Source organism: Paenalkalicoccus suaedae, assembly GCF_006965545.2.
Classification (GTDB): Bacteria; Bacillota; Bacilli; order Bacillales; family Salisediminibacteriaceae; genus Paenalkalicoccus; species Paenalkalicoccus suaedae.
Genome location: NZ_CP041372.2, coordinates 150080 through 169477, shown reverse-complemented (window position 1 = coordinate 169477; position 19398 = coordinate 150080). Strand labels below are relative to the sequence as shown.

The window sequence follows — 19398 nt, the reverse complement described above, 5'->3', positions numbered from 1 at the left end:
TCCTATACGAACATTTTCTGTAAAAATCCTCTTTTCGTTTCCTTTAACAGCTCAAGCTCTTTTTCATGAAGGGAAATATTGTCGTCTAGTTGTTTAAAAAATTCACCGATTTTTTGTTGTTCTTCTTTGCTCGGCACTTTAATCAATGCATTTTTTAAATCAGAAGAATTAATAGATTCAAATGTTGACCCACTAGAATAATGCCTCCAATAGTCGTCACCTTTCATTTTTTTTAATGTCTGATAAATAAAGTCGTTCCCTCGAATACTAGCTACACCTCTTCCAATAACAACTTCATAATTAGTTTTTCCTATCTCACCTACAGGGGCCCTCACGCTGATTATCAGATCACCCTCAAAAGCCTGCTTAGTTATTTCTTTAGTCCAAACACGTGGTTTAACCCAACCGTTTTTTATGTCAGCATTACCTTGAACTAATATATAGTCGTTTGGGTTATCAGTATAATTCTCTCCCTTGGGTGAGTGACCCATTGTAATTGTTGTAACATCTTTTAGCTTTATAGAACTCCACTCCCCACTAAACCCCTCAAACCGAACCTCCGGCACTCGTTCGCCGTCTTTCGGAAACATCTTCTGCAAAAATCCTTGTTTGCTCTCTTTTAATAATTCGATTTGACGTTGCTGAAGAGCGATTCGGTCGTCTAGCTCTTTGAAGAAGTCGCCGATTTTTTGTTGTTCATGTATAGTTGGAATATTAATTTTATAAGTTTGAAGTACATTAAAATATAGCCTTACGCGTGTCCCGCCCTTTTTTTGCATAGTAGCAAATCTAGTGAAATCTTTGGAATGATTTAAGTTACGTATCACAAACTCATCATACGCATCTTTATTAGTTGTAAAAACAGGATACTCTTTACTAACGAGAATTGGAGAACCTGTTCTGTTTTTATTGAAATGAAAAATTGAATCATCAGACATATGACGATAAGTAATAAAATTATTTGGTACTAAATGAAAATCCAAACTCTTATCGATGCCACTTCTCTCTCCTTTAAAATAATCAGACTGGAGAAATAATCCTTTTCGTGAAGAGGTAGCAATGGGGTATCTATCGCCTTTACTAATTTCATTATGTTCTTTCAATATTTCTTTCAATTGGTACTCTTCCCACTCTCCACTAAAACCATTAAACCGAACCGCAGGCACATTACTACTTTTCATCATCAAACACCTCTAACGCTCCCTTAATCCACTCGGCATCTTTCTCACTGTATTGAAGGGAAGAGATACTCGCAAATAAGCTTTGCTGTAGTTCTTTTTTGCTCTGTTGAATGTCTTTGATTTCAGTGCCAACTGCTTTCATATCAACTGGTGCTTCTTCTTCAAACGTATCTACGTAGCGCGGAATGTTTAAGTTGTAGTCATTCTCTTTGATCTCTTCAAACGTTGCGAGGTGTGCATACTTCTCTACGCCTTCTCGTTTGTTGTATGTGTCGACGATTTTTTCGATATTTTCTTTCGTCAGCTTGTTTTGGTTCTTACCTTTAATAAATTCTCGGCTAGCGTCAATGAATAGCACGTCGCGTGTACTGCGGTTTTTCTTCAGTATAATAACGGTTGTCGGAATCGATGTTCCAAAGAATAAGTTCCCCGGCATTCCGATGACGGCGTAAATGCTTCCGTCCTCTAATAGCTTTTTACGAATGACACCTTCAGCTGCACCGCGGAAAAGAATACCGTGTGGTAGGACGATTGCCATCGTACCTGTTTCTTTTAAGTGATAGTAGCCGTGCAAGACAAACGCAAAATCAGCCTTTGATTTTGGCGCAAGCTTTCCGTAACGGTTAAAGCGAGAGTCATCCAAGAACGTGTCATCTGCGGACCATTTTGCGGAGTACGGTGGGTTCATGACAACGGAATCAAATGTATATGGTTCATCCGTTGGCCAATCTTTATTTAGCGTGTCCCCGTTGCGAACGCGCATCTCTTCCGGATCGACGCCGTGTAAAATCAAGTTCATCTTTGCTAGGTTGAACGTTGTCGTGTTCAGTTCCTGACCGTGATACTTCACTTTATCTGGGTGCTGAAGGTAGTTTCGTACATTCAGCATTAAAGAACCGGACCCCATCGTTGGGTCAAACACACTAAACCATTTTTTGTCTTCCTGTCCGATTGCGACAATCTGTGACATCATATCTGACACCATATGAGGCGTGTAGAATTCCCCCGCTTTCTTACCCGCTTCAGAGGCAAATTCGCCGATTAAATACTCGTATGCATCCCCAATGACGTCTCCTTCATAGCCAATTAAGTTCACGTCATTGAGCTTTTTTAACACATCCGTCACGGTAACGTTACGCTGCTGGTCATCAGATCCTAGCTTCTTCGACTGCAAATCAATATCATCAAATAAGCCATTAAATGCTTCGTACTTTGTCGATAGCTGAATGAACGCTCTATTTAAGTCATTTAGCTGAAACACATTCTTTTTAGCTTGCTCTGCCAGTACGTTAAATAGATACGGTGGCTCTATGTCATAGCCTAACGTGTCCACAATCGTCGCAATGAGATCTTCCTTTGTATCCTCGTCTGCAAGTAGCTCTTCGTAAAGCTCTGTTTGCTTCTCTATCGTTGCATATGTATCTACTGACTCGTCGGCTAGTTCCACGACTTTTAACAGTAGCTTATCCGATAAATATTTATAAAAAATCAAGCCTAATAAATAGTTCTTATACTCCGATGCATCCATCTTACTGCGAAGATGATCAGCCGCACTAAATAGTTTTTTATTTAAGTCTGCTCCCATAGTCGTCATACTCCTTGTTTGTTCTATTGTTAAGCAAGATACCTTTAATATCTCTCACTCTTTCGTTGATTATCCCCTAATTTTATCAGATATTTGGGTGTCGTGCCGGCCGTCTTCTACTCTTTTAATGTCCTAGACCTTAATCCAATTTCACATTTGGACGCTTTTATATGATCGCAGAGTAAAACGTTAATCATAAAAAAACAAGCACGGATAACAGAAGTAAGCAAACCTATGTTTTAAAATACGATTTGAGCATTAAAAGGGGACCGTGGTGATTTATGGTATTTAATGTTAAAGTCAATACAAAGAGTTTTTATCAACCTATCAAACTATGTAGGAAAAAAGGAATGGAGGAAAAAATGAAAAATGTCTTAACTATTTCTTGTTTAAGCTTCGCTTCTGTCTTTTTAATTGCGTGCTCATCTTCTACTCAATCTGCTGAAGATACCGATCTTCACATTGAAGACTTTTACGGAGAATGGGTATTTAACGAAGTTGCCTATGTTGAACAATCTTCTTCCGTAAGTGACGAGCAATATCAAGATGACGTGAAAGCAATATCTGACCTATTTTCAGGTGCAGAATTTACTATTGGAGAGAGTTATTTTTACGAAACTTCAGGAACGTTTGGTGAAAACCCATCAGAAGGCTTTGAGTTTATACGCGCAGAGGAATATGAAAGTAGATTATACGATGACGCGGCCATAGAGAATTCTGAGAATGTGCAAGAACTAAGCTCTTTGTTCGACTATGAGGAAATTAAAGAAGCATTAGATGTAAATGACATCGAGCATTATCTGATGTATACAGATGGTGGGGTTCTATCAAATCCATTATTCTATGTAACCGAAAACGATATTTTTGTCGCAAATGAATCCATCTCCTTTGGAGAAACAGAGGATTCTATAAAAGGATATACACATTATTTATTGAGGCTTGAAAAGGAATAATGGGTTCTGTATCCCAGTGTAACTGCTAAATAAAACATAGTTACTATTAAGATTCGAACCCATCTTGTCAATTGCATGGAGGGAAACTATCCGCTTCGTCTTGCGATACTCTTTTCTCCAAAGCGCCTAAGTAAATAGAAAGACAGTATTAATCCTACGAAAACCATTCCTAGATGTAAGCCTCCGCTAATATCTGTGAATCTTAGAACGAGTAAAAGGAGGATGACTATGCCGACACCTAGATAGAATTTTGCGTAGTCGTTGTAGCTCATGTGTAGTCCTCCTTTTTTAAAAATGTAAGTACGCATTGTGTACTACTTTAACATGACTATTCTCTTTTTTGGTAAATGTAAACCAGTTATGGATTTATGAAGCTGTTATCCCCAAACCCTCTCCACTTTTCCCGCACTCACCCACCACACATCCGGATTACTCATGTCCCACCACATGTCAAAGCCAATCCGCTCATCATAGTGCATGAGCAATAGCGTCATGATATTTCCGTGCGTGACAACAACGATTGTCTCCGCTTCTCCTGCTAGCACCTCATCCGTCGATTTTACAATCCGGTCCATCGCCTCACGGCTTGATTCGCCACCTGCAAAAGTAAGATCTAGATCGCGAAACGTTTCCTCTAAGCTTTCTAGCCAATTTGGTAGGTCCTCACTACTTAGCCTGCGTTCGGCTAAGCGCTCGTCGACCTCGACTTTAATACCGAGGGATGCGCTGAGTGGCTCGATTGATTGGATCGCGCGTGTAAATGGACTTGCAACGATACGCTCCACCCCTTTGTGGGCGAAAAACGCGGCGAGCTCTTCGGCTTGTATCACTCCCTCTTTTGTAAGGACCGCTTCTGGGGCTTGTCCTTCTGCCTTGCAGTGTCTGACGAGATAAATCGTTTTGTTCATAGGTGTGACCTCCGAATTCGTTTGTATGTATGGACCTATTCGTTTATGTAGCGCCTTCTCATTTAGCGGATTCATACATCCATTTTTTCCTACATTTAGTATACTATGAGTAGCAATTATTTTCATAAAAGGGGTAGTGATAACGATGGATATGATCAAGCAGTGGAGTGATGCAGATGCTCGATTTGTGCGGCAGAAAGTGATTGAGCATAATATGCAAAGGCTACCGGAAGCGCTGAAGACGCCGAATGAGGATGTGAGTGTGATCGTAAAGGATGACGCTGGGACGATTTGTGGAGGCATCACGGCGAAAGTGTTTTGGCATCATATGCACATGGAGTCGCTCTGGGTCGATGAGCGTCTGAGAGGACAGGGCTACGGGAGCGCGCTGTTGAGGGAGCTAGAGGCAATAGCCGTCGAGAAGGGCTGCCGGTTTATTCACTTAGATACGTTCAGCTTTCAGGCCCCCGAATTTTATAAGCAGCACGGCTACGAGGCGTTTGGCATGCTCGAGGATCACCCTAAAGGCTTTACGCAGTATTTTTTGCAGAAAAGGCTTGAAGGAGCGGGTAGGTAGAGAATGGCAATGGTTTCTCTAGCCAAAAAGCCTCTCCCCTACCCAAAACATGCCTAAAAATGCTACATAGGCCAAAACACTGTCTATGATTACCTTCACGGTGAACGCCTTTCGTCCTTTGCAATGGTTACTATAAGCTAATGTAAATAATAGTGCTGGATAGATATAGAAAATCGTATCTGCAATCATCTTGTGAGACCTCCTAGCGAGCCTTAGACGAGATCGCAATTTGCGTGTCGCGTTGCATGTTGGATATTTTTCTTAGAATGCGTGTTACCATTTTGGTTTTGCGAACTACTTCTGCTTTTTTCGCTTTGTGGTCCATTTCTTTCTTTACAGAGTAGCATCCTCTTTCCCTTTTGCCGATAATCGGATTAAAAACACGATGACGAAGCCAATAATGACTCCTGCGATTACTGCTGGAAAAACGTTCATTGTGCCTTCGGACACAAGCTGCCAAAGCTGGACTCCAAGAAATCCGCCGATTCCGCCTAAGAAAGGTGCAGCGAACATATAATTAGTATTCAAGTTACTCCCTCCTTTTCCATATAACATACAGGAGGTGATTAATGATGTCAAAGGGTAGTAATAGACCATTCATCACCTGGCTGTCTCGCGCACAAAGAATACATAAACGAGAGGGATTATTAACATACACAAAAATAAGATGATTCCACTAATTATCCATAAAGCCTCTACATTTGGAACTGTGATAGCAGGCTCTTCTGAAGAGGGGGCTAGTCCATATGTTTGAATGATAGATAAAAAATTAAAGAATACATGTGCCAATATTGGCACAATAATTGTTTGATATCGTATATAGAGAATCGATAGAAAAATAGAAATGATAAATGCGGATAGCATAGATAAGGGATGAATGACTGCAAAAAGGAGCGCTGTTAATACGATACCAATTACACGTCCGTATTTGAACGACAATTTGTTTTGTAGTATGCCTCTAAATAATAACTCTTCCACGATCGGAGCGGTAAGGACGGTAAGCAATATGTGAATGAGTACTCGTAAGAGAGTTTCTTCCACAACAGGTCCACCACTTCCCGCATCCGTAATAAAAGATGGAAAAAGATACATGAGATACAAGATGCCTGCTACTGTTATCGCGGTACTTAACACATACATAAGAGTAGTGGTGATTCCGATTTTTAGCCACGGTACTTTTCGCGTATTACCGATAGTTAATTCTTTAAATGAGATATTATGCTTTTTGAAAAAAAGATAGATCCATAAGAAAATAGTTAAGTATAGGTAAATACCATAAACGTTGAAAGTGTTTAGGTTTTGGGGCAATATTACTGCCAATACTAGGGAACCCCCTCCCCCAATACAGATAATCCAAAGTAAAAGCTTCCAAATCCTAAAGTGCGTCATATTTTGCAATCAATCAGTTCCTCTTCTCATCCACGCTTTTAAATCTATTATACAAAAATTGTATTTTAACTACAATAAAGGATTATCCAGACATCTATTAATACATAAAATGCAAATGAATTTATATCAAAATTATCCCAAAACATATTTTGCTAAATTTAATGTTTGCGTATATAATTTGTCTACATACTATTCCCAAAGTACCACTACCATACAGGAGGTTTACCATGCATACAGACCAGAAAGTGACAGATGATTTAGTGGTAAGTGCTATAGAGGACAATTTAGCTATCATCCGTTTCGATGAAAACCGCAAAATAGCGTACGTCAATCCTATTTTTGCGAAAACCGTTGGATTTGAGGTCCATGACCTTGAGGGTCGGTATCATAAGGAGCTTTGCTTTGATGATTTTGCAAACAGCTCAAGCTACGAGAAGTTTTGGCGCGATTTATTTCACGGTAAATCCTTTCAAGATACAATCGAGCGCAAGCATGCGAATGGGAATCCTATCTGGCTTGAGGCGACCTATATGCCCGTTTTTGACGAACAAAAGCGCACCGTCATCGGCGTTTCTAAAATAGCGACAGATATCACTGCGAGGTATCAAAACTCCAAGGAGATGGCGGAGGATCTGCAGAGCATGTCCGAGCAGCTCAACCAGTGGTCGGCGGAGGGCGTCATTCGGAGTCGCAAATTGCTTGATAAGATCGATCATATCACCACCGTCTCGTCAGAAAATGCGGAGACACTCACCTCACTTAATAAGCGAACAGAGGAGATCAATGGTGTCGTGAAGACGATTAATGGCATCGCAAGTCAAACCAACCTACTCGCATTAAACGCAGCGATCGAAGCTGCACGAGCTGGCGAGCACGGTCGCGGGTTTACGATTGTAGCAAACGAGGTCCGAAAGCTATCGGCGCGCGTGGAGGAAGCCATCGGAGAAGTAAAACAAACGGTCGATGCGATCACGAGAGAAGTCGATACGATCAATACTGGCACACATACGGTCATGGACAACGTGACGGAGAGCCAGGAGCAGATTAAAACAACGGTGGAAGACTTCGAGCGAATCGGCTCGTCAGCACAACAGCTGAACGAGAAGTCGAAGCAGTTTGTGGAGTTGATTTAGGGGGAGTTTCGGGTTCGGGTTCGAGTGGAGAGAAAACACCAGCGACAGATCCTGTGGAGAGGGCTTGGTGCTGGTGTTTTTAGGTTGGGGAGCGGTTACTGCGTTCAGTTCTCATTTAATTGTCCCATTCCGCTCCACCTCTTTATTTCTCGTCACTTCTCCCAACTTGCTCGTCACTTCCAGCATCTTTCTCTTCACAATGGCTACGGTTCGCTTCACTTCCTAATTAAAGACATACAAAAACCCTTCCCGGAAATCAGGAAGGGTGTATAGCCTCAACTATTTCATTCTATTACAAGCTTCCTATCAAGCCCGATCATCATACCGATAGGACTTCGCTCCAGTTACGCCGGGGCTGTATGTAAAGATTCCGCCTGCGTGGGGTTCTTGTTCGAGCTCTTCGTCTGACTTCCCTTCCCGTCCAGTCGTGATATAGAGTACATCCATGTTTTTACCGCCGAAGCAACATGAAGTAACGTTGGTCGCAGCGACGTCCACTGTTTCTAACACCTTCTGATCATCCGGGCAAATGCGTCGCACGCAGCCGCCGTCAAAGAAGGCGACCCAAAGCTTGCCTTCATCATCGATCGTCATACCGTCTGGGTGTCCGAAGTCGTCTGGCGCAGTAAAAACAACCTCTGGCTCTCCAAGCGTACCCGCTTCAACGTCATACGGATAGCGACGGATTTCGTGCGTTGGCGTATCAATATAATAAAATACTTCCTTCCGTTCATCCCACGCTAAACCGTTTGATATGGTTGCGCCTGTCACAACCGTCGAGACCTTACCACCGCTTAGACAGTAAAGCGCAGCGTCTCCATCATCGCCATCTAACACCATTGTTCCAGCATAGAAACGACCTTTTGGATCGCACTTCCCATCATTAAATCGATTCCCTGGCTTATCTTCCTCTGGATCATGAATACTGTGAAGCTTCTTAGATTCCAGCTCATATCGGTAAAGTCCGTTATCGAGACCAACGTAAACATCTCCGCTCATACCGCGAACGGCACAGCCTACCCGTTGCTCAAGTGAATGCTCTTCGTTCTTACCCGATGGATCAAGGAAATTAACCGTCTTCCCTTCAATATCGACCCACATTAGCTGCTCATTATCCTCGTCCCAAACCGGTCCTTCTGCAAGTTTTGCCTTTGCATCGTATAGTAGTTCTGCTTTCCCCATGTTATCACCTCTCCACTCTATTACCATTCCATGACAAATAAAAACCTCATACTACTACTTTACTTCTGGCGAGAAAATAAAGTAGCACTCTTTTAAGTAAGAATTTAACCATATTTTCTAAAGGAGGAAAGGGAGAGATCTGTTTGGTGATCCTGGAACGGAGAGGTTTCGTTCGGCGTTAATAGGGAAAACTTCCACCAAGATTAGGAAAAGGGGTGGAGCACATGGATACATACGGATCATTAGAAGGAAAAGTGGCGGTCATTACAGGCGGAGGCTCGGGAATGGGCAAGGCAGCAGCCCTACAGCTCGCAAAGCAAGGCGTCCGCATCTGTCTCATTGATGTAGATGGAGAGGCTTTAGAAGAAGCCGTGAAGGAATTTGATGGCGATGTCATCTCGGCTGAGGTCGACACGACGGATGAGCAGCAGGTGAAAGACGCCTTTAAGCGTACAGTGGATAAATTTGGTCGCGTAGATATCGTATTCGCGAATGCTGGCGTGAACGGAACTGTGGCTCCTATCGAGGATATTGAAACGTCCGAGTGGAATAAAACGATCGAGATTAATTTGAACGGTACTTTCCATACGGTCAAAGCGGCTATCCCTCATATGAAGGAAAACGGCGGTAGCATTATTTTAACGAGCTCCGTCAACGGCACGCGCGTATTCTCTAACTTTGGCATGTCCGCTTACAGTAGCACAAAAGCCGGGCAACTGGCCTTTGGTAAAATGGCGGCGCTTGAGCTATCAACCTATAAAATCCGCGTCAATATCATCTGCCCAGGCTATATCGAAACAGATATCGTCAACAAAACGCATCCAAAAGAGAAAGAGTTAGAAAAAGTGGAGATCCCCGTTGAGTATCCAGATGGCGATCAACCACTAGAAGGCCCAGGCGCTCCCGAGCAGGTAGCCGACCTCGTGTCCTTCCTTGCATCTGATGCCTCTCAGCATATTACAGGTACGGAGCTGTTTATTGATGGAGGATCGTCGTTGCTGTAGGTGTATGTGGGGAAAGTTGTCGTTACGATAGTGGTAAACAAAGAGGCTGTCTCACAGAGTTTGTGGGGCGGTTTTTGTTGGGTGTGTGGGTCCATAACTTTTAAATTGGGAACATAAACTCTAAGTCAGGAACATCACTCTGCATACATCCATTTTCACTCTCTAAATTTAAAAGAAAAAATGTATGAATAGAACCTTAACTAGCGCGAGAAAAGATGACATCTTATAGATACAGTGGCAATTCGTGCATCAAGCAAGTCTATGCGCGCGTTCAATGGAGGAAGTCCATAACTTCAGAATAAGGCACATATTTCTGAAATGGGGAACATAACTTTATAAATTAGGAACATACATCTACTTTAGACCTTAAAGAAGTCCATAACTCTCAAATGCGGAACATAAAATCCCAATGAGGAACATAACTTTAAAATCAGGAACATAAACCACACGCATACAAGCGCAACTCCTCCGAACCCCCCCACATAAAGCACCTAAACCCGCTCCCCACCCCAAAAAAAACACAAAAAACCCTTCCTGCAAGGGTTGGTAAAAAGCAGGAAGGGTTTGATATGCGAAGGTCTCGTCCACAGAGACACGGCTCGCTTTTGTTGTTGAAAGAATTAACGCTTCGAGAACTGAGGCGCACGACGTGCTGCTTTAAGACCGTATTTCTTACGCTCTTTCATACGTGCGTCACGAGTTAGGAAACCAGCTTTCTTAAGAGCTGGACGGAACTCTGGATCAGCTTGTAGTAGCGCACGAGAAATACCGTGACGTACCGCACCAGCTTGACCAGTGTATCCTCCACCGCTAACACTTACAAGCACATCGTATGTGCCTTCTGTTTGTGTTTCAGCAAGTGGTTGCTTTGCAATAACTTTTAATGTCTCAAGATCGAAGTACTCGTCGATATCACGCTTGTTGATGACAATCTTGCCATCTCCAGGTACTAGACGTACACGTGCAACGGAGTTCTTACGACGACCTGTTCCGTAGTATTGAACTTGTGCCAAGAGAATTCCCTCCTTCTATATTAACCGCGTAGTTCGTAAACTTCTGGCTTTTGCGCAACGTGTGGGTGCTCATTACCAGCATACACGTGCATCTTTTTCGCTACTTGGCGTCCTAAAGAGCCTTTTGGTAGCATTCCCTTTACTGCAAGCTCGATAAGTTGAGTCGGCTTGCGGTCACGCATTTCTCCTGCAGTCATAGACTTAAGAGATCCTGGGTAACGGCTGTGGCGGTAGTACATCTTGTCCGCTAGTTTGTTACCAGTTAGGTGAATCTTTTCAGCATTGATGATAATTACGTTATCACCAGTGTCCATGTGCGGGGTAAACGTTGGCTTGTGCTTGCCACGAAGTAGTGTTGCTACTTCAGAAGCTAGACGACCAAGCGTCTTACCTTCCGCGTCAACGACGAACCATTTGCGATCGATTTCGCTTGGCTTAGCCATATATGTTGTACGCATCATATTAATTTCCCTCCTAATACTCACTCAAAAAAAAATAACCAACATTACGATCAGATTCCGTACCCGGGGCAGTGGGCATAAGAATACCATAGACTATAGTATAATATATAGCAGTCTATGTCAACAGGAAAAAAGCAACTCTTCCTGGTGTTTTCTTATTTTTTTCTTGTTTCCTTTAAATGCGCTGTTAACGCCTTTTCGTCATAAAAAACCTGGGATAAATACAGACCATGACCAGGTGCTGTTTTACCTGCAGCCGCGCGGTCTTGTGCCTCAAGGATCATTTTTACGTCCTCTACCTCACGCATTCCGCGACCGACCTCTAAAAGCGTGCCTGTTAAAACACGCACCATCTGATAAAGAAAGCCGCTCCCAACAAATCGCAACGTCCACTCGTCGCCGTCCCGAATCACATCGATTGCATACATTGTACGCACTTTATCGACCACATCCGTTTTCGGTGACGAATAGCTGGAGAAGTCATGCGTGCCGAGTAGCAAATTTGCCGCTCGTTGCATCGCATCCTCGTTAAGCTCCGCATCAAGCTGATACACATAGTTGCGTCTGAATACGTCTAGCTCGCCCGTGGTGAGCTTGTAGAGGTATTCCTTTGCAACAGCGCCATACCTTGCGTGAAAGTCGTGAGACACGATTTCACAGCTTCTGACGATGATATCATCTGGGAGGAGCGCATTAAGCGCCCTCGGCCACCGCTCTATCGGAATAGAGAGTGGCGAATCGAAGTGAACGGGCTGCAAGATGCCGTGCACGCCTGCATCCGTTCTTCCTGACGATGTAGATCGCCACGAGTCCGCCTTATGGATTTTTGCTAGCGCCTGCTCCATCTCCCCTTGGACAGAGCGAGCGTTTGGCTGTCTCTGATAGCCAGAAAAGCCGCTACCGTCATACGAAATCATAGCGAGTATACGTGTTGTGTTTACCATAGAAGACCTCCCATGATCGTAATCAGTGCAAATCCAACGTAAATAGCTAGTGCGATCGTATCCTTCGTTTGCCATGTAAGCTCTCGATATTTCGTGCGGTGATCGCCACCCTCGTAGCCTCTTGCTTCCATAGCCGTTGCAAGGTCCTCTGCGCGTTGAAAGGACTGGACAAAGAGTGGAATCAGGATTGGGGTTACCGCCTTTAATCGTTGCCATATAGAGCCGTGTACGAAGGCCGCTCCGCGAGCCATTTGTGCGTGTATAATCTTCGATGTTTCCCCCAGAAGAGTTGGGATAAAGCGCAGGGCAATCGACATCATCAGAGCAAGCTCATGAGTCGGTACGTTCAGGCGCTTAGCGGGACTAAGCAAACGCTCAAGTCCATCAGTCAAATCGATCGGGGGCGTGGTGAGCGTGAGGAGTGTCGCCGTCACAATCAGCATCAACAGCCGAAAGGCGATGAGCGCCCCCTCAATGACGCCACCCGTGTAGATGGTAATAAAACCAGCGTCCACGAGCACCGTGCCTGTGCGATTAAGCAACAGTTGCAACGTCCCAGTGATCAAAATCAAGATAAAGATGAACCGAAGCCCTTTTAAAAAGAAGCGCCACGGGACATTTGCTAGGATGACAGCAAGCGTCGTGATCGTCGCACCGACCGTGAGCGCTACTGCATCGCGCGTCGTAAAGATAAACACCATAAAGATCAGCACGCACAAAAACTTCGAGCGTGGATCTAGACGGTGGATAATCGAGTCGCGAGGGACATACTGTCCGATAATGATATTATCTAACATCCCGCTCCCCCTTCAACGCCGCAGCAAGCGCATCCGCAACCGCCTCAAGACGTGTATCCGTCTTAGAGAGCGTCACACCAAGCGCCTCCTCGGCACCCTTTAAGAGCCTCAAAGCATCCGGCAAATCAACCCCCAGCATTCTCTTATTTAAGAAAATATCGAGAGGCTGTCCCTCGGTGATAAGGGCTCCCTCTTTAAACACAAGCATATGCTCGGCATAGGTAAGCACTTGATTCATCTGATGCGTCACCAGCACAATGCTACGTGACGCTTCTTCTTTAAACCACGTAGAAAAGAGCTCCATCACTTCCTGTTGCCCTATTGGGTCCAGGCCTGCTGTTGGTTCATCCAACACAAGTACAGTCGGCTCACAGGCTAATACACCTGCAATCGCAACGCGACGCTTCTGCCCCCCGCTTAGTTCAAAGGGAGACCGATTAAAATCGGCTTCCTTTATACCAACTAGCGTTAAATAACGTATCGCGCGCTCTTTTGCCTCTGTCTGTGTCGCTCCATAATTGAGTGGTCCAAACATGACGTCCTGAAGCACCGTCTCATCAAACAGCTGGTGCTCAGAAAATTGAAAAACCATGCCTACATGACGACGTAACTCATATAGTTCCTTTTGCTTGGTGTCTTTTTTTACTGTTGTTTTGCCAATCGTAATTGAGCCAGCGGTCGGTTTTAACAGACCGTTTAGATGCTGGATGAACGTAGATTTGCCTGATCCCGTCTCTCCAACAATAGCTGTATAGCTTCCGGGCGCAAGTGACACACTAACATCTGTAAGTGCACGCGACTCAAAGGGCGAGCCTTCGCCGTACGTGTGCGTTACGTTTTTTGCGTGTATGTGCATAGGGCCATCACCAGCTCCTCTTCTGTCATCACATCAGGGAGCGCAATGCCTCGAGCTTGTAGCGCACGCGCGACCTGCACCGCATAAGGCGCGACAAGTCCAGCGTGCGCTAAAATCGCATCATCCCGGAAGACTTCTTTAGGGGGTGCATGTGTGACGGTCCTGCCGTCCTTTAAAACAAGCAGATGATCAGCATCAACAGCTTCTGACACATCGTGCGTAATCGTGATGATCGTGACACCACGCTCACGTAGTGTGTGGATCATGGCGAGTACCTCGCTTCGTCCTTTCGGGTCGAGCATCGCGGTTGCTTCGTCTAAAATGACAACGTCAGGCTCTAAAGCCATAATTCCAGCAAGCGCCACCCGCTGCTTCTGACCACCAGACAGGCGATGTGGCTCTGATGCCTCAAGTCCCGTAAGACCGAGTAACGATATACTCTCCTTCACACGTTTACGCATTTGCTCTCTCTCTATCCCCGCATTCTCAAGCCCAAACGCAACATCATCACTAACGGTCGTTGCGACAAGCTGATTATCCGGGTTTTGAAACACCATTCCGACTCTTCTACGAAGCTGCATCACGGTCTCATCGCTACGCGTGTCAAAGCCTGCGGCAGTGACGGTGCCTGAAGATGGCAGATAAAGACCATTCAAACACTTTGCGAGCGTGGATTTGCCTGATCCATTATGACCGAGTACAGCAAGCCATTCACCCTTCTTTACAGTAAAGGTAATGTCGTGAAGCGCATCTTGCTCTGCTCCTTGATAGCGAAATGATAAAGAATCAACCGAGATCACCCATGTCCGCCCCCTTTGACGAAAAGCCTGGTTAAACCAAATAAAAAAGGGCACAGATCCATAACCTACGGAAGGTTAAGGTCTCGCCCCTGTGATAGATACTAGATTAAACTAGTTCTACGACTGCCATTTCTGCACCGTCTCCGCGACGAGGTCCAAGCTTAAGAACTCGTGTGTAGCCGCCTTGACGATCTTCATAACGCTTTGCAACATCGTCGAAAAGCTTTTGAATAGCGTCTTGACCAGACTCTGTGTCTGCTACTTCTTTGCGAACAAATGCAGCAGCTTGACGGCGAGCATGAAGATCTCCACGCTTACCTAGAGTGATCATTTTTTCCGCAACAGAACGAAGTTCCTTTGCCTTTGATTCTGTTGTTTCGATGCGCTCGTTGATGATTAGATCTGTCGTTAAGTCACGTAGTAACGCTTTACGCGCACTGCTGTCACGACCTAATTTTCTGTATGCCATCGTAAATTCCCTCCTTCACCAATGCGTATCTATTAGCCCGAAGCTAATAGAATCTATTCTTCCTTGCGAAGACCTAGGCTTAGTTCAGCAAGTTTCTCCTGAACTTCTTCTAGAGACTTACGTCCGAGGTTACGGACCTTCATCATGTCTTCTTCTGACTTTTGTGTTAGCTCTTGAACGGTATTAATTCCCGCTCTCTTTAAGCAGTTATAAGAACGAACGGATAAGTCTAGCTCTTCGATAGTCATCTCAAGCACTTTTTCCTTCTGATCTTCTTCTTTTTCGACCATGATCTCAGCGTTTTGCGCTTGATCAGTTAGGCCTACAAAGATATTTAAGTGCTCGGTTAAAATCTTCGCACCTAAAGAAACTGCTTCCTCAGGACGGATACTTCCATCTGTCCATACATCAAGTGTTAGCTTGTCGAAGTTTGTTACCTGTCCAACACGAGTGTTTTCAACCTGGTAGTTTGCTCTCGTTACCGGAGTAAAGATCGAGTCTACAGGGATCACACCAATTGGTAGGTCACCTGTGTTATTTCCATCAGCTGGAACATAACCACGGCCACGCTTTGCTGTCACTTTCATTTGGAAGTTCGCACCTTTTGAAAGCGTCGCAATGTGAAGCTCTGGATTTAAAATCTCTACGTCACTATCGTGAGTAAAGTTAGCCGCTGTAATAACGCCTTCTCCGTTTGCTTCAATCTCTAACGTCTTTTCTTCATCTGAGTAGATTTTAAGGGCGAGCTTTTTCAGACTTAAGATGATCGTTGTTACGTCCTCAACGACACCTTCAATCGTAGAAAACTCGTGTAATACTCCGTTAAACTGTACCGTTGTTACGGCAGCTCCCGGTAAAGAGGAGAGCATGATTCTGCGAAGTGAGTTTCCTAGAGTTGTTCCGTATCCACGTTCCAGAGGTTCTACGACGAATTTACCGTACGAGTGATCGTCGCTAAGTTCGACCGCTTCAATTTTCGGCTTTTCTATCTCGATCATTAAACAAACCCTCCTTCAAAACGTCGAAACCCCGGTTGTGATGGAGCCACAACCGGAATCCCTCACTGGGCACACCTTGACCTGCTACGAAACCGTCAATATTATAGTTGCCATTCTGTTAAATGGCTCACTACTGGCTATTAAACCATTATTGACAAAGGTATGGCAACCCATACCTTTTCATGTTGCGATTAAACGCGACGACGTTTTGGTGGACGGCAGCCGTTGTGTGGAACTGGCGTAACATCTTTAATCATGTTTACTTCAAGACCTACAGCTTGAAGGGAACGGATTGCAGCTTCACGACCTGCACCAGGACCTTTTACAGATACTTCGACAGTCTTCATGCCATGTTCCATTGCAGTTTTAGCTGCTGCTTCTGCTGCAGTTTGAGCCGCGAATGGAGTTGACTTACGAGAGCCTTTGAATCCTAATCCTCCAGCGCTTGCCCAAGAGATTGCGTTACCTTGAGGATCTGTGATTGTTACGATCGTGTTGTTAAACGTAGATCGGATGTGTGCAATCCCAGTCTCAATATTTTTCTTTTGACGACGCTTTGAACGATTCGTTTTTGGTTTAGCCATAATTACCGGTTACCTCCCTTACTTTTTCTTGTTCGCTACTGTACGACGAGGACCCTTACGAGTACGTGCATTGTTCTTCGTCTTCTGTCCACGAACTGGTAGTCCACGACGGTGGCGGATACCACGGTATGAACCAATTTCGATTAAACGCTTGATATTAAGAGAAATCTCACGACGAAGATCCCCTTCTACTTTCACTGCATTAACTACTTCACGGATTTTCCCTAACTCGTCTTCTGTTAGATCACGAACGCGTGTATCTTCAGAAACACCAGCTTCCTTAAGAACTTGGATAGCACGAGACTTTCCAATTCCGAAGACGTACGTAAGAGAAACGACTACTCGCTTATCACGAGGAATGTCGACACCTGCTACACGTGCCATGCTTTACACCTCCTGTGGTTTTACCCTTGCTTCTGTTTGTGTTTTGGATTTTCGCAAATTACCATGACGGTACCTTTTCGGCGAATAACTTTGCACTTTTCGCAAATTGGCTTGACTGATGGTCTTACCTTCATGCTCTTTACCTCCTTATAATGCGGAGTGACTAAAACTTGAGTCGAACTTATTTATATCGATACGTAATACGTCCGCGAGTCAAATCATACGGAGATAATTCAACCGTGACTTTGTCTCCTGGTAGGATACGGATGTAGTGCATACGAATCTTACCTGAAACGTGAGCCAGGATCTTATGACCGTTTTCTAACTCTACGCGAAACATTGCATTGGGAAGCGGCTCAATGACCGTTCCTTCTACTTCAATTACATCTTCCTTGGCCATGAATTTACTCTCCTTCCTTCAGTAAATTATCGTTGATATATGATGAAATTGCAAAACGCAATTTTGCATTGGTTACACGACCCGTTTCAACAATACTGTTCTTAACTTCCGGGGAGACAAATTCGCTGCATTCAATGTGCTGAAGATTCTTCTTCTTAGGACGATCAACTTTGCGTTTATCCCCATCGGCGATATGCACAAACTTCTCATCTAGCACCTCGATAATACATGCTACTTGATCTTTATCCCTTCCATGAAGAATTCTCACAAGTTCACCGACTTGCGGAACCGAATCAGGATCTTTCATTTGTTGACCACCTTTATCCACTAATGGATTTTTGTCATAATTTCATATCCTGTATCGACAATAGCAATTGTGTGTTCGAAATGGGCACACCGTTTGCCGTCTGTCGTCACGACCGTCCAGTTATCCGGTAGCGTTCTAACATGACGTCGTCCAGCATTCACCATCGGTTCGATGGCAAGTACCATTCCCGTTTTAAGCCTTGGTCCGCGACCAGCTGGACCAAAGTGCGGGATCGGCGGGTCTTCGTGTAAGCTTTGACCAATTCCGTGACCAACATACTCTCTCACAACGGAAAAACCGTGTTGCTCCACATACGTTTGAATTGCATGGGAGATGTCGGATAATCTAGCTGCGGGCTGTGCAAACTTCAATCCTTCAAAAAGAGCTTGTTCTGTCACGTCAAGCAGTCGCTTGGACTCCTCGTCGATCGTACCTACCGCGTATGTCCACGCTGAATCACCATGGTACCCCTCGTACTCTGCTCCGATATCGATGCTAATAACATCTCCATCGTTGAGTGTACGATTACCGGGAACACCGTGTACCAATTCTTCGTTTACTGAAGTGCAAATACTTCCAGTAAATCCATTATAGCCTTTAAAAGATGGAACCGCATTACATGATCGAATAAATCTATCTGCGATATGGTCCAATTCTTTTGTCGTTATTCCAGGCTTGATGTGCTTTTGCAATTCACTATGCGTTTTTGCGACGATCTCGCCTGCTTGGCGCATAATGTCCAACTCTCGTGGAGTTTTGCAAATGATCATTGATTACTTACTCCCTTGAAGTAAAGAATCAATGTCTTGGAACACAGAATTAATCTCTTGCTGACCATCAATGTTGCGAAGATAGCCTTTAGCCTCGTAGAAGTCTACAAGTGGCTTTGTCTGCTCAAGATTAACCTCCAATCGCTTATCAACCGTTGCCGGCTTATCGTCTTCTCGTTGAATCAAGTCACTACCGTCTTTATCACATTTACCTTGAACCTTTGGAGGATTGTAGATCTCATGATACGTTGCTCCGCATGTTGGGCAGATCCAACGACCAGTCAGACGCTTAAACAAGTCCTCACGAGGTACTTTAATATATAAAACGTGATCAAGCTGACGTCCTAACTCTTCTAGCATATCGTTTAACGCAGAAGCTTGCGCTACCGTTCTTGGGAAGCCGTCTAAAAGAAAGCCATTCTGGCAATCATCTTGACTTAGTCTCTCACGAACAATACCAATTGTTACTTCATCCGGTACTAGTGCACCTTCATCCATAAATGCTTTTGCCTTTAAACCTAAGTCCGTACCTTCTTTAATAGCTGCACGGAACATATCGCCAGTTGAGATATGAGGAACGCCATACTTGTCGACGATTCTTTCTGCTTGAGTTCCTTTACCTGCTCCAGGAAGTCCCATCAAGATTAAGTTCATGTCTTTCCCCTCCATCGTAGAAATCCGAAGGTAAAGGGAGTATTACACT

At 44.4% G+C, this 19398-nt stretch carries 27 protein-coding genes; 4 read left to right on the top strand and 23 right to left on the bottom strand.

Annotated elements, in window-relative coordinates; all coding sequences use genetic code 11:
- Nucleotides 1-2: 2 nt before the first annotated feature.
- The gene (locus FLK61_RS01350) at nucleotides 3-1184 is read right to left on the bottom strand and encodes a restriction endonuclease subunit S (protein WP_217706301.1); all 1182 of its coding nucleotides are present in this window, start codon (nucleotides 1182-1184) and stop codon (nucleotides 3-5) included.
- Entirely contained in the window at nucleotides 1171-2766 is a 1596-nt protein-coding gene (locus FLK61_RS01345; protein WP_176007759.1) for a type I restriction-modification system subunit M, read from the bottom strand. Before FLK61_RS01345 ends, FLK61_RS01350 begins: the two co-directional genes overlap by 14 nt.
- Before the next feature lie 362 nt (nucleotides 2767-3128).
- Between FLK61_RS01345 and FLK61_RS01340 the strand changes: the two genes are divergently transcribed.
- A complete protein-coding gene (locus FLK61_RS01340) occupies nucleotides 3129-3719 on the top strand; it encodes a hypothetical protein (RefSeq protein ID WP_176007758.1) in 591 nt (196 codons plus the stop codon).
- An 86-nt stretch (nucleotides 3720-3805) separates the two neighbouring features.
- Here FLK61_RS01340 and FLK61_RS01335 read toward each other — a convergent pair whose 3' ends face one another.
- On the bottom strand, nucleotides 3806-3991 hold the full coding sequence (locus FLK61_RS01335) for a hypothetical protein (RefSeq protein WP_176007757.1): 186 nt from the start codon (nucleotides 3989-3991) through the stop codon (nucleotides 3806-3808).
- A gap of 105 nt (nucleotides 3992-4096) precedes the next feature.
- Nucleotides 4097-4627 carry a histidine phosphatase family protein gene (locus FLK61_RS01330; RefSeq protein ID WP_176007756.1) on the bottom strand — a complete coding sequence of 177 codons (531 nt, stop codon included), beginning with the start codon at nucleotides 4625-4627 and terminating at the stop codon, nucleotides 4097-4099.
- A 145-nt stretch (nucleotides 4628-4772) separates the two neighbouring features.
- Between FLK61_RS01330 and FLK61_RS01325 the strand changes: the two genes are divergently transcribed.
- A complete protein-coding gene (locus FLK61_RS01325) occupies nucleotides 4773-5204 on the top strand; it encodes a GNAT family N-acetyltransferase (RefSeq protein WP_176007755.1) in 432 nt (143 codons plus the stop codon).
- 18 nt (nucleotides 5205-5222) lie between these two features.
- Here FLK61_RS01325 and FLK61_RS01320 read toward each other — a convergent pair whose 3' ends face one another.
- The 3 genes from FLK61_RS01320 to FLK61_RS01310 form a co-directional block, all read right to left on the bottom strand.
- The gene (locus FLK61_RS01320; RefSeq protein WP_176007754.1) at nucleotides 5223-5393 is read right to left on the bottom strand and encodes a hypothetical protein; all 171 of its coding nucleotides are present in this window, start codon (nucleotides 5391-5393) and stop codon (nucleotides 5223-5225) included.
- 144 nt (nucleotides 5394-5537) lie between these two features.
- Nucleotides 5538-5732 carry a hypothetical protein gene (locus FLK61_RS01315; protein WP_176007753.1) on the bottom strand — a complete coding sequence of 65 codons (195 nt, stop codon included), beginning with the start codon at nucleotides 5730-5732 and terminating at the stop codon, nucleotides 5538-5540.
- Nucleotides 5733-5804: 72 nt separating this feature from the next.
- Nucleotides 5805-6524, bottom strand: coding sequence for a CPBP family intramembrane glutamic endopeptidase (locus FLK61_RS01310; RefSeq protein ID WP_176007752.1), 720 nt, complete (start codon nucleotides 6522-6524; stop codon nucleotides 5805-5807).
- Between the two features lie 296 nt (nucleotides 6525-6820).
- On the opposite strand from FLK61_RS01310, the gene FLK61_RS01305 reads away from it, so the two are divergent.
- A complete protein-coding gene (locus tag FLK61_RS01305; RefSeq protein ID WP_176007751.1) occupies nucleotides 6821-7726 on the top strand; it encodes a methyl-accepting chemotaxis protein in 906 nt (301 codons plus the stop codon).
- 306 nt (nucleotides 7727-8032) lie between these two features.
- Here FLK61_RS01305 and FLK61_RS01300 read toward each other — a convergent pair whose 3' ends face one another.
- Nucleotides 8033-8908 carry an SMP-30/gluconolactonase/LRE family protein gene (locus FLK61_RS01300; protein WP_176007750.1) on the bottom strand — a complete coding sequence of 292 codons (876 nt, stop codon included), beginning with the start codon at nucleotides 8906-8908 and terminating at the stop codon, nucleotides 8033-8035.
- A gap of 224 nt (nucleotides 8909-9132) precedes the next feature.
- Between FLK61_RS01300 and FLK61_RS01295 the strand changes: the two genes are divergently transcribed.
- Nucleotides 9133-9912 carry an SDR family oxidoreductase gene (locus FLK61_RS01295; protein WP_176007749.1) on the top strand — a complete coding sequence of 260 codons (780 nt, stop codon included), beginning with the start codon at nucleotides 9133-9135 and terminating at the stop codon, nucleotides 9910-9912.
- Between the two features lie 620 nt (nucleotides 9913-10532).
- Here the strand turns inward: FLK61_RS01295 and rpsI are convergent.
- The 15 genes from rpsI to FLK61_RS01220 form a co-directional block, all read right to left on the bottom strand.
- Nucleotides 10533-10925, bottom strand: coding sequence for a 30S ribosomal protein S9 (gene rpsI / locus FLK61_RS01290; RefSeq protein ID WP_176007748.1), 393 nt, complete (start codon nucleotides 10923-10925; stop codon nucleotides 10533-10535).
- A gap of 20 nt (nucleotides 10926-10945) precedes the next feature.
- Complete coding sequence (rplM, locus tag FLK61_RS01285; RefSeq protein ID WP_176011092.1) at nucleotides 10946-11383, bottom strand: 50S ribosomal protein L13; 438 nt, start codon at nucleotides 11381-11383, stop codon at nucleotides 10946-10948.
- Between the two features lie 158 nt (nucleotides 11384-11541).
- Nucleotides 11542-12330 carry a tRNA pseudouridine(38-40) synthase TruA gene (gene truA / locus FLK61_RS01280; protein WP_217706300.1) on the bottom strand — a complete coding sequence of 263 codons (789 nt, stop codon included), beginning with the start codon at nucleotides 12328-12330 and terminating at the stop codon, nucleotides 11542-11544.
- Nucleotides 12324-13127, bottom strand: a complete 804-nt coding sequence (locus tag FLK61_RS01275; protein ID WP_176007747.1) for an energy-coupling factor transporter transmembrane component T family protein — start codon at nucleotides 13125-13127, stop codon at nucleotides 12324-12326. The genes truA and FLK61_RS01275 overlap by 7 nt, the downstream gene beginning before the upstream one ends.
- Nucleotides 13117-13983: an energy-coupling factor transporter ATPase gene (locus FLK61_RS01270; protein ID WP_176007746.1), complete on the bottom strand. Its 867-nt coding sequence runs from the start codon at nucleotides 13981-13983 to the stop codon at nucleotides 13117-13119. Before FLK61_RS01270 ends, FLK61_RS01275 begins: the two co-directional genes overlap by 11 nt.
- A complete protein-coding gene (locus FLK61_RS01265) occupies nucleotides 13959-14783 on the bottom strand; it encodes an energy-coupling factor transporter ATPase (protein WP_176007745.1) in 825 nt (274 codons plus the stop codon). Before FLK61_RS01265 ends, FLK61_RS01270 begins: the two co-directional genes overlap by 25 nt.
- Before the next feature lie 106 nt (nucleotides 14784-14889).
- A complete protein-coding gene (rplQ, locus tag FLK61_RS01260; protein WP_176007744.1) occupies nucleotides 14890-15252 on the bottom strand; it encodes a 50S ribosomal protein L17 in 363 nt (120 codons plus the stop codon).
- 53 nt (nucleotides 15253-15305) lie between these two features.
- Entirely contained in the window at nucleotides 15306-16250 is a 945-nt protein-coding gene (locus FLK61_RS01255) for a DNA-directed RNA polymerase subunit alpha (RefSeq protein WP_176007743.1), read from the bottom strand.
- A 191-nt stretch (nucleotides 16251-16441) separates the two neighbouring features.
- Nucleotides 16442-16834, bottom strand: a complete 393-nt coding sequence (gene rpsK, locus FLK61_RS01250) for a 30S ribosomal protein S11 (protein WP_249777655.1) — start codon at nucleotides 16832-16834, stop codon at nucleotides 16442-16444.
- Between the two features lie 18 nt (nucleotides 16835-16852).
- Nucleotides 16853-17218, bottom strand: coding sequence for a 30S ribosomal protein S13 (rpsM, locus tag FLK61_RS01245; RefSeq protein ID WP_176007742.1), 366 nt, complete (start codon nucleotides 17216-17218; stop codon nucleotides 16853-16855).
- Between the two features lie 20 nt (nucleotides 17219-17238).
- Nucleotides 17239-17352 (bottom strand): 50S ribosomal protein L36, encoded by a 114-nt coding sequence (rpmJ, locus tag FLK61_RS01240; RefSeq protein WP_003322638.1) that lies wholly within the window; start codon nucleotides 17350-17352, stop codon nucleotides 17239-17241.
- A 47-nt stretch (nucleotides 17353-17399) separates the two neighbouring features.
- Entirely contained in the window at nucleotides 17400-17618 is a 219-nt protein-coding gene (gene infA / locus FLK61_RS01235) for a translation initiation factor IF-1 (RefSeq protein WP_176007741.1), read from the bottom strand.
- Between the two features lie 4 nt (nucleotides 17619-17622).
- The gene (locus FLK61_RS01230) at nucleotides 17623-17925 is read right to left on the bottom strand and encodes a KOW domain-containing RNA-binding protein (protein ID WP_176007740.1); all 303 of its coding nucleotides are present in this window, start codon (nucleotides 17923-17925) and stop codon (nucleotides 17623-17625) included.
- Nucleotides 17926-17945: 20 nt separating this feature from the next.
- Nucleotides 17946-18695, bottom strand: coding sequence for a type I methionyl aminopeptidase (gene map / locus FLK61_RS01225; protein WP_176007739.1), 750 nt, complete (start codon nucleotides 18693-18695; stop codon nucleotides 17946-17948).
- A 3-nt stretch (nucleotides 18696-18698) separates the two neighbouring features.
- Nucleotides 18699-19349: an adenylate kinase gene (locus FLK61_RS01220; protein WP_176007738.1), complete on the bottom strand. Its 651-nt coding sequence runs from the start codon at nucleotides 19347-19349 to the stop codon at nucleotides 18699-18701.
- Between the last annotated feature and the right edge of the window lie 49 nt (nucleotides 19350-19398).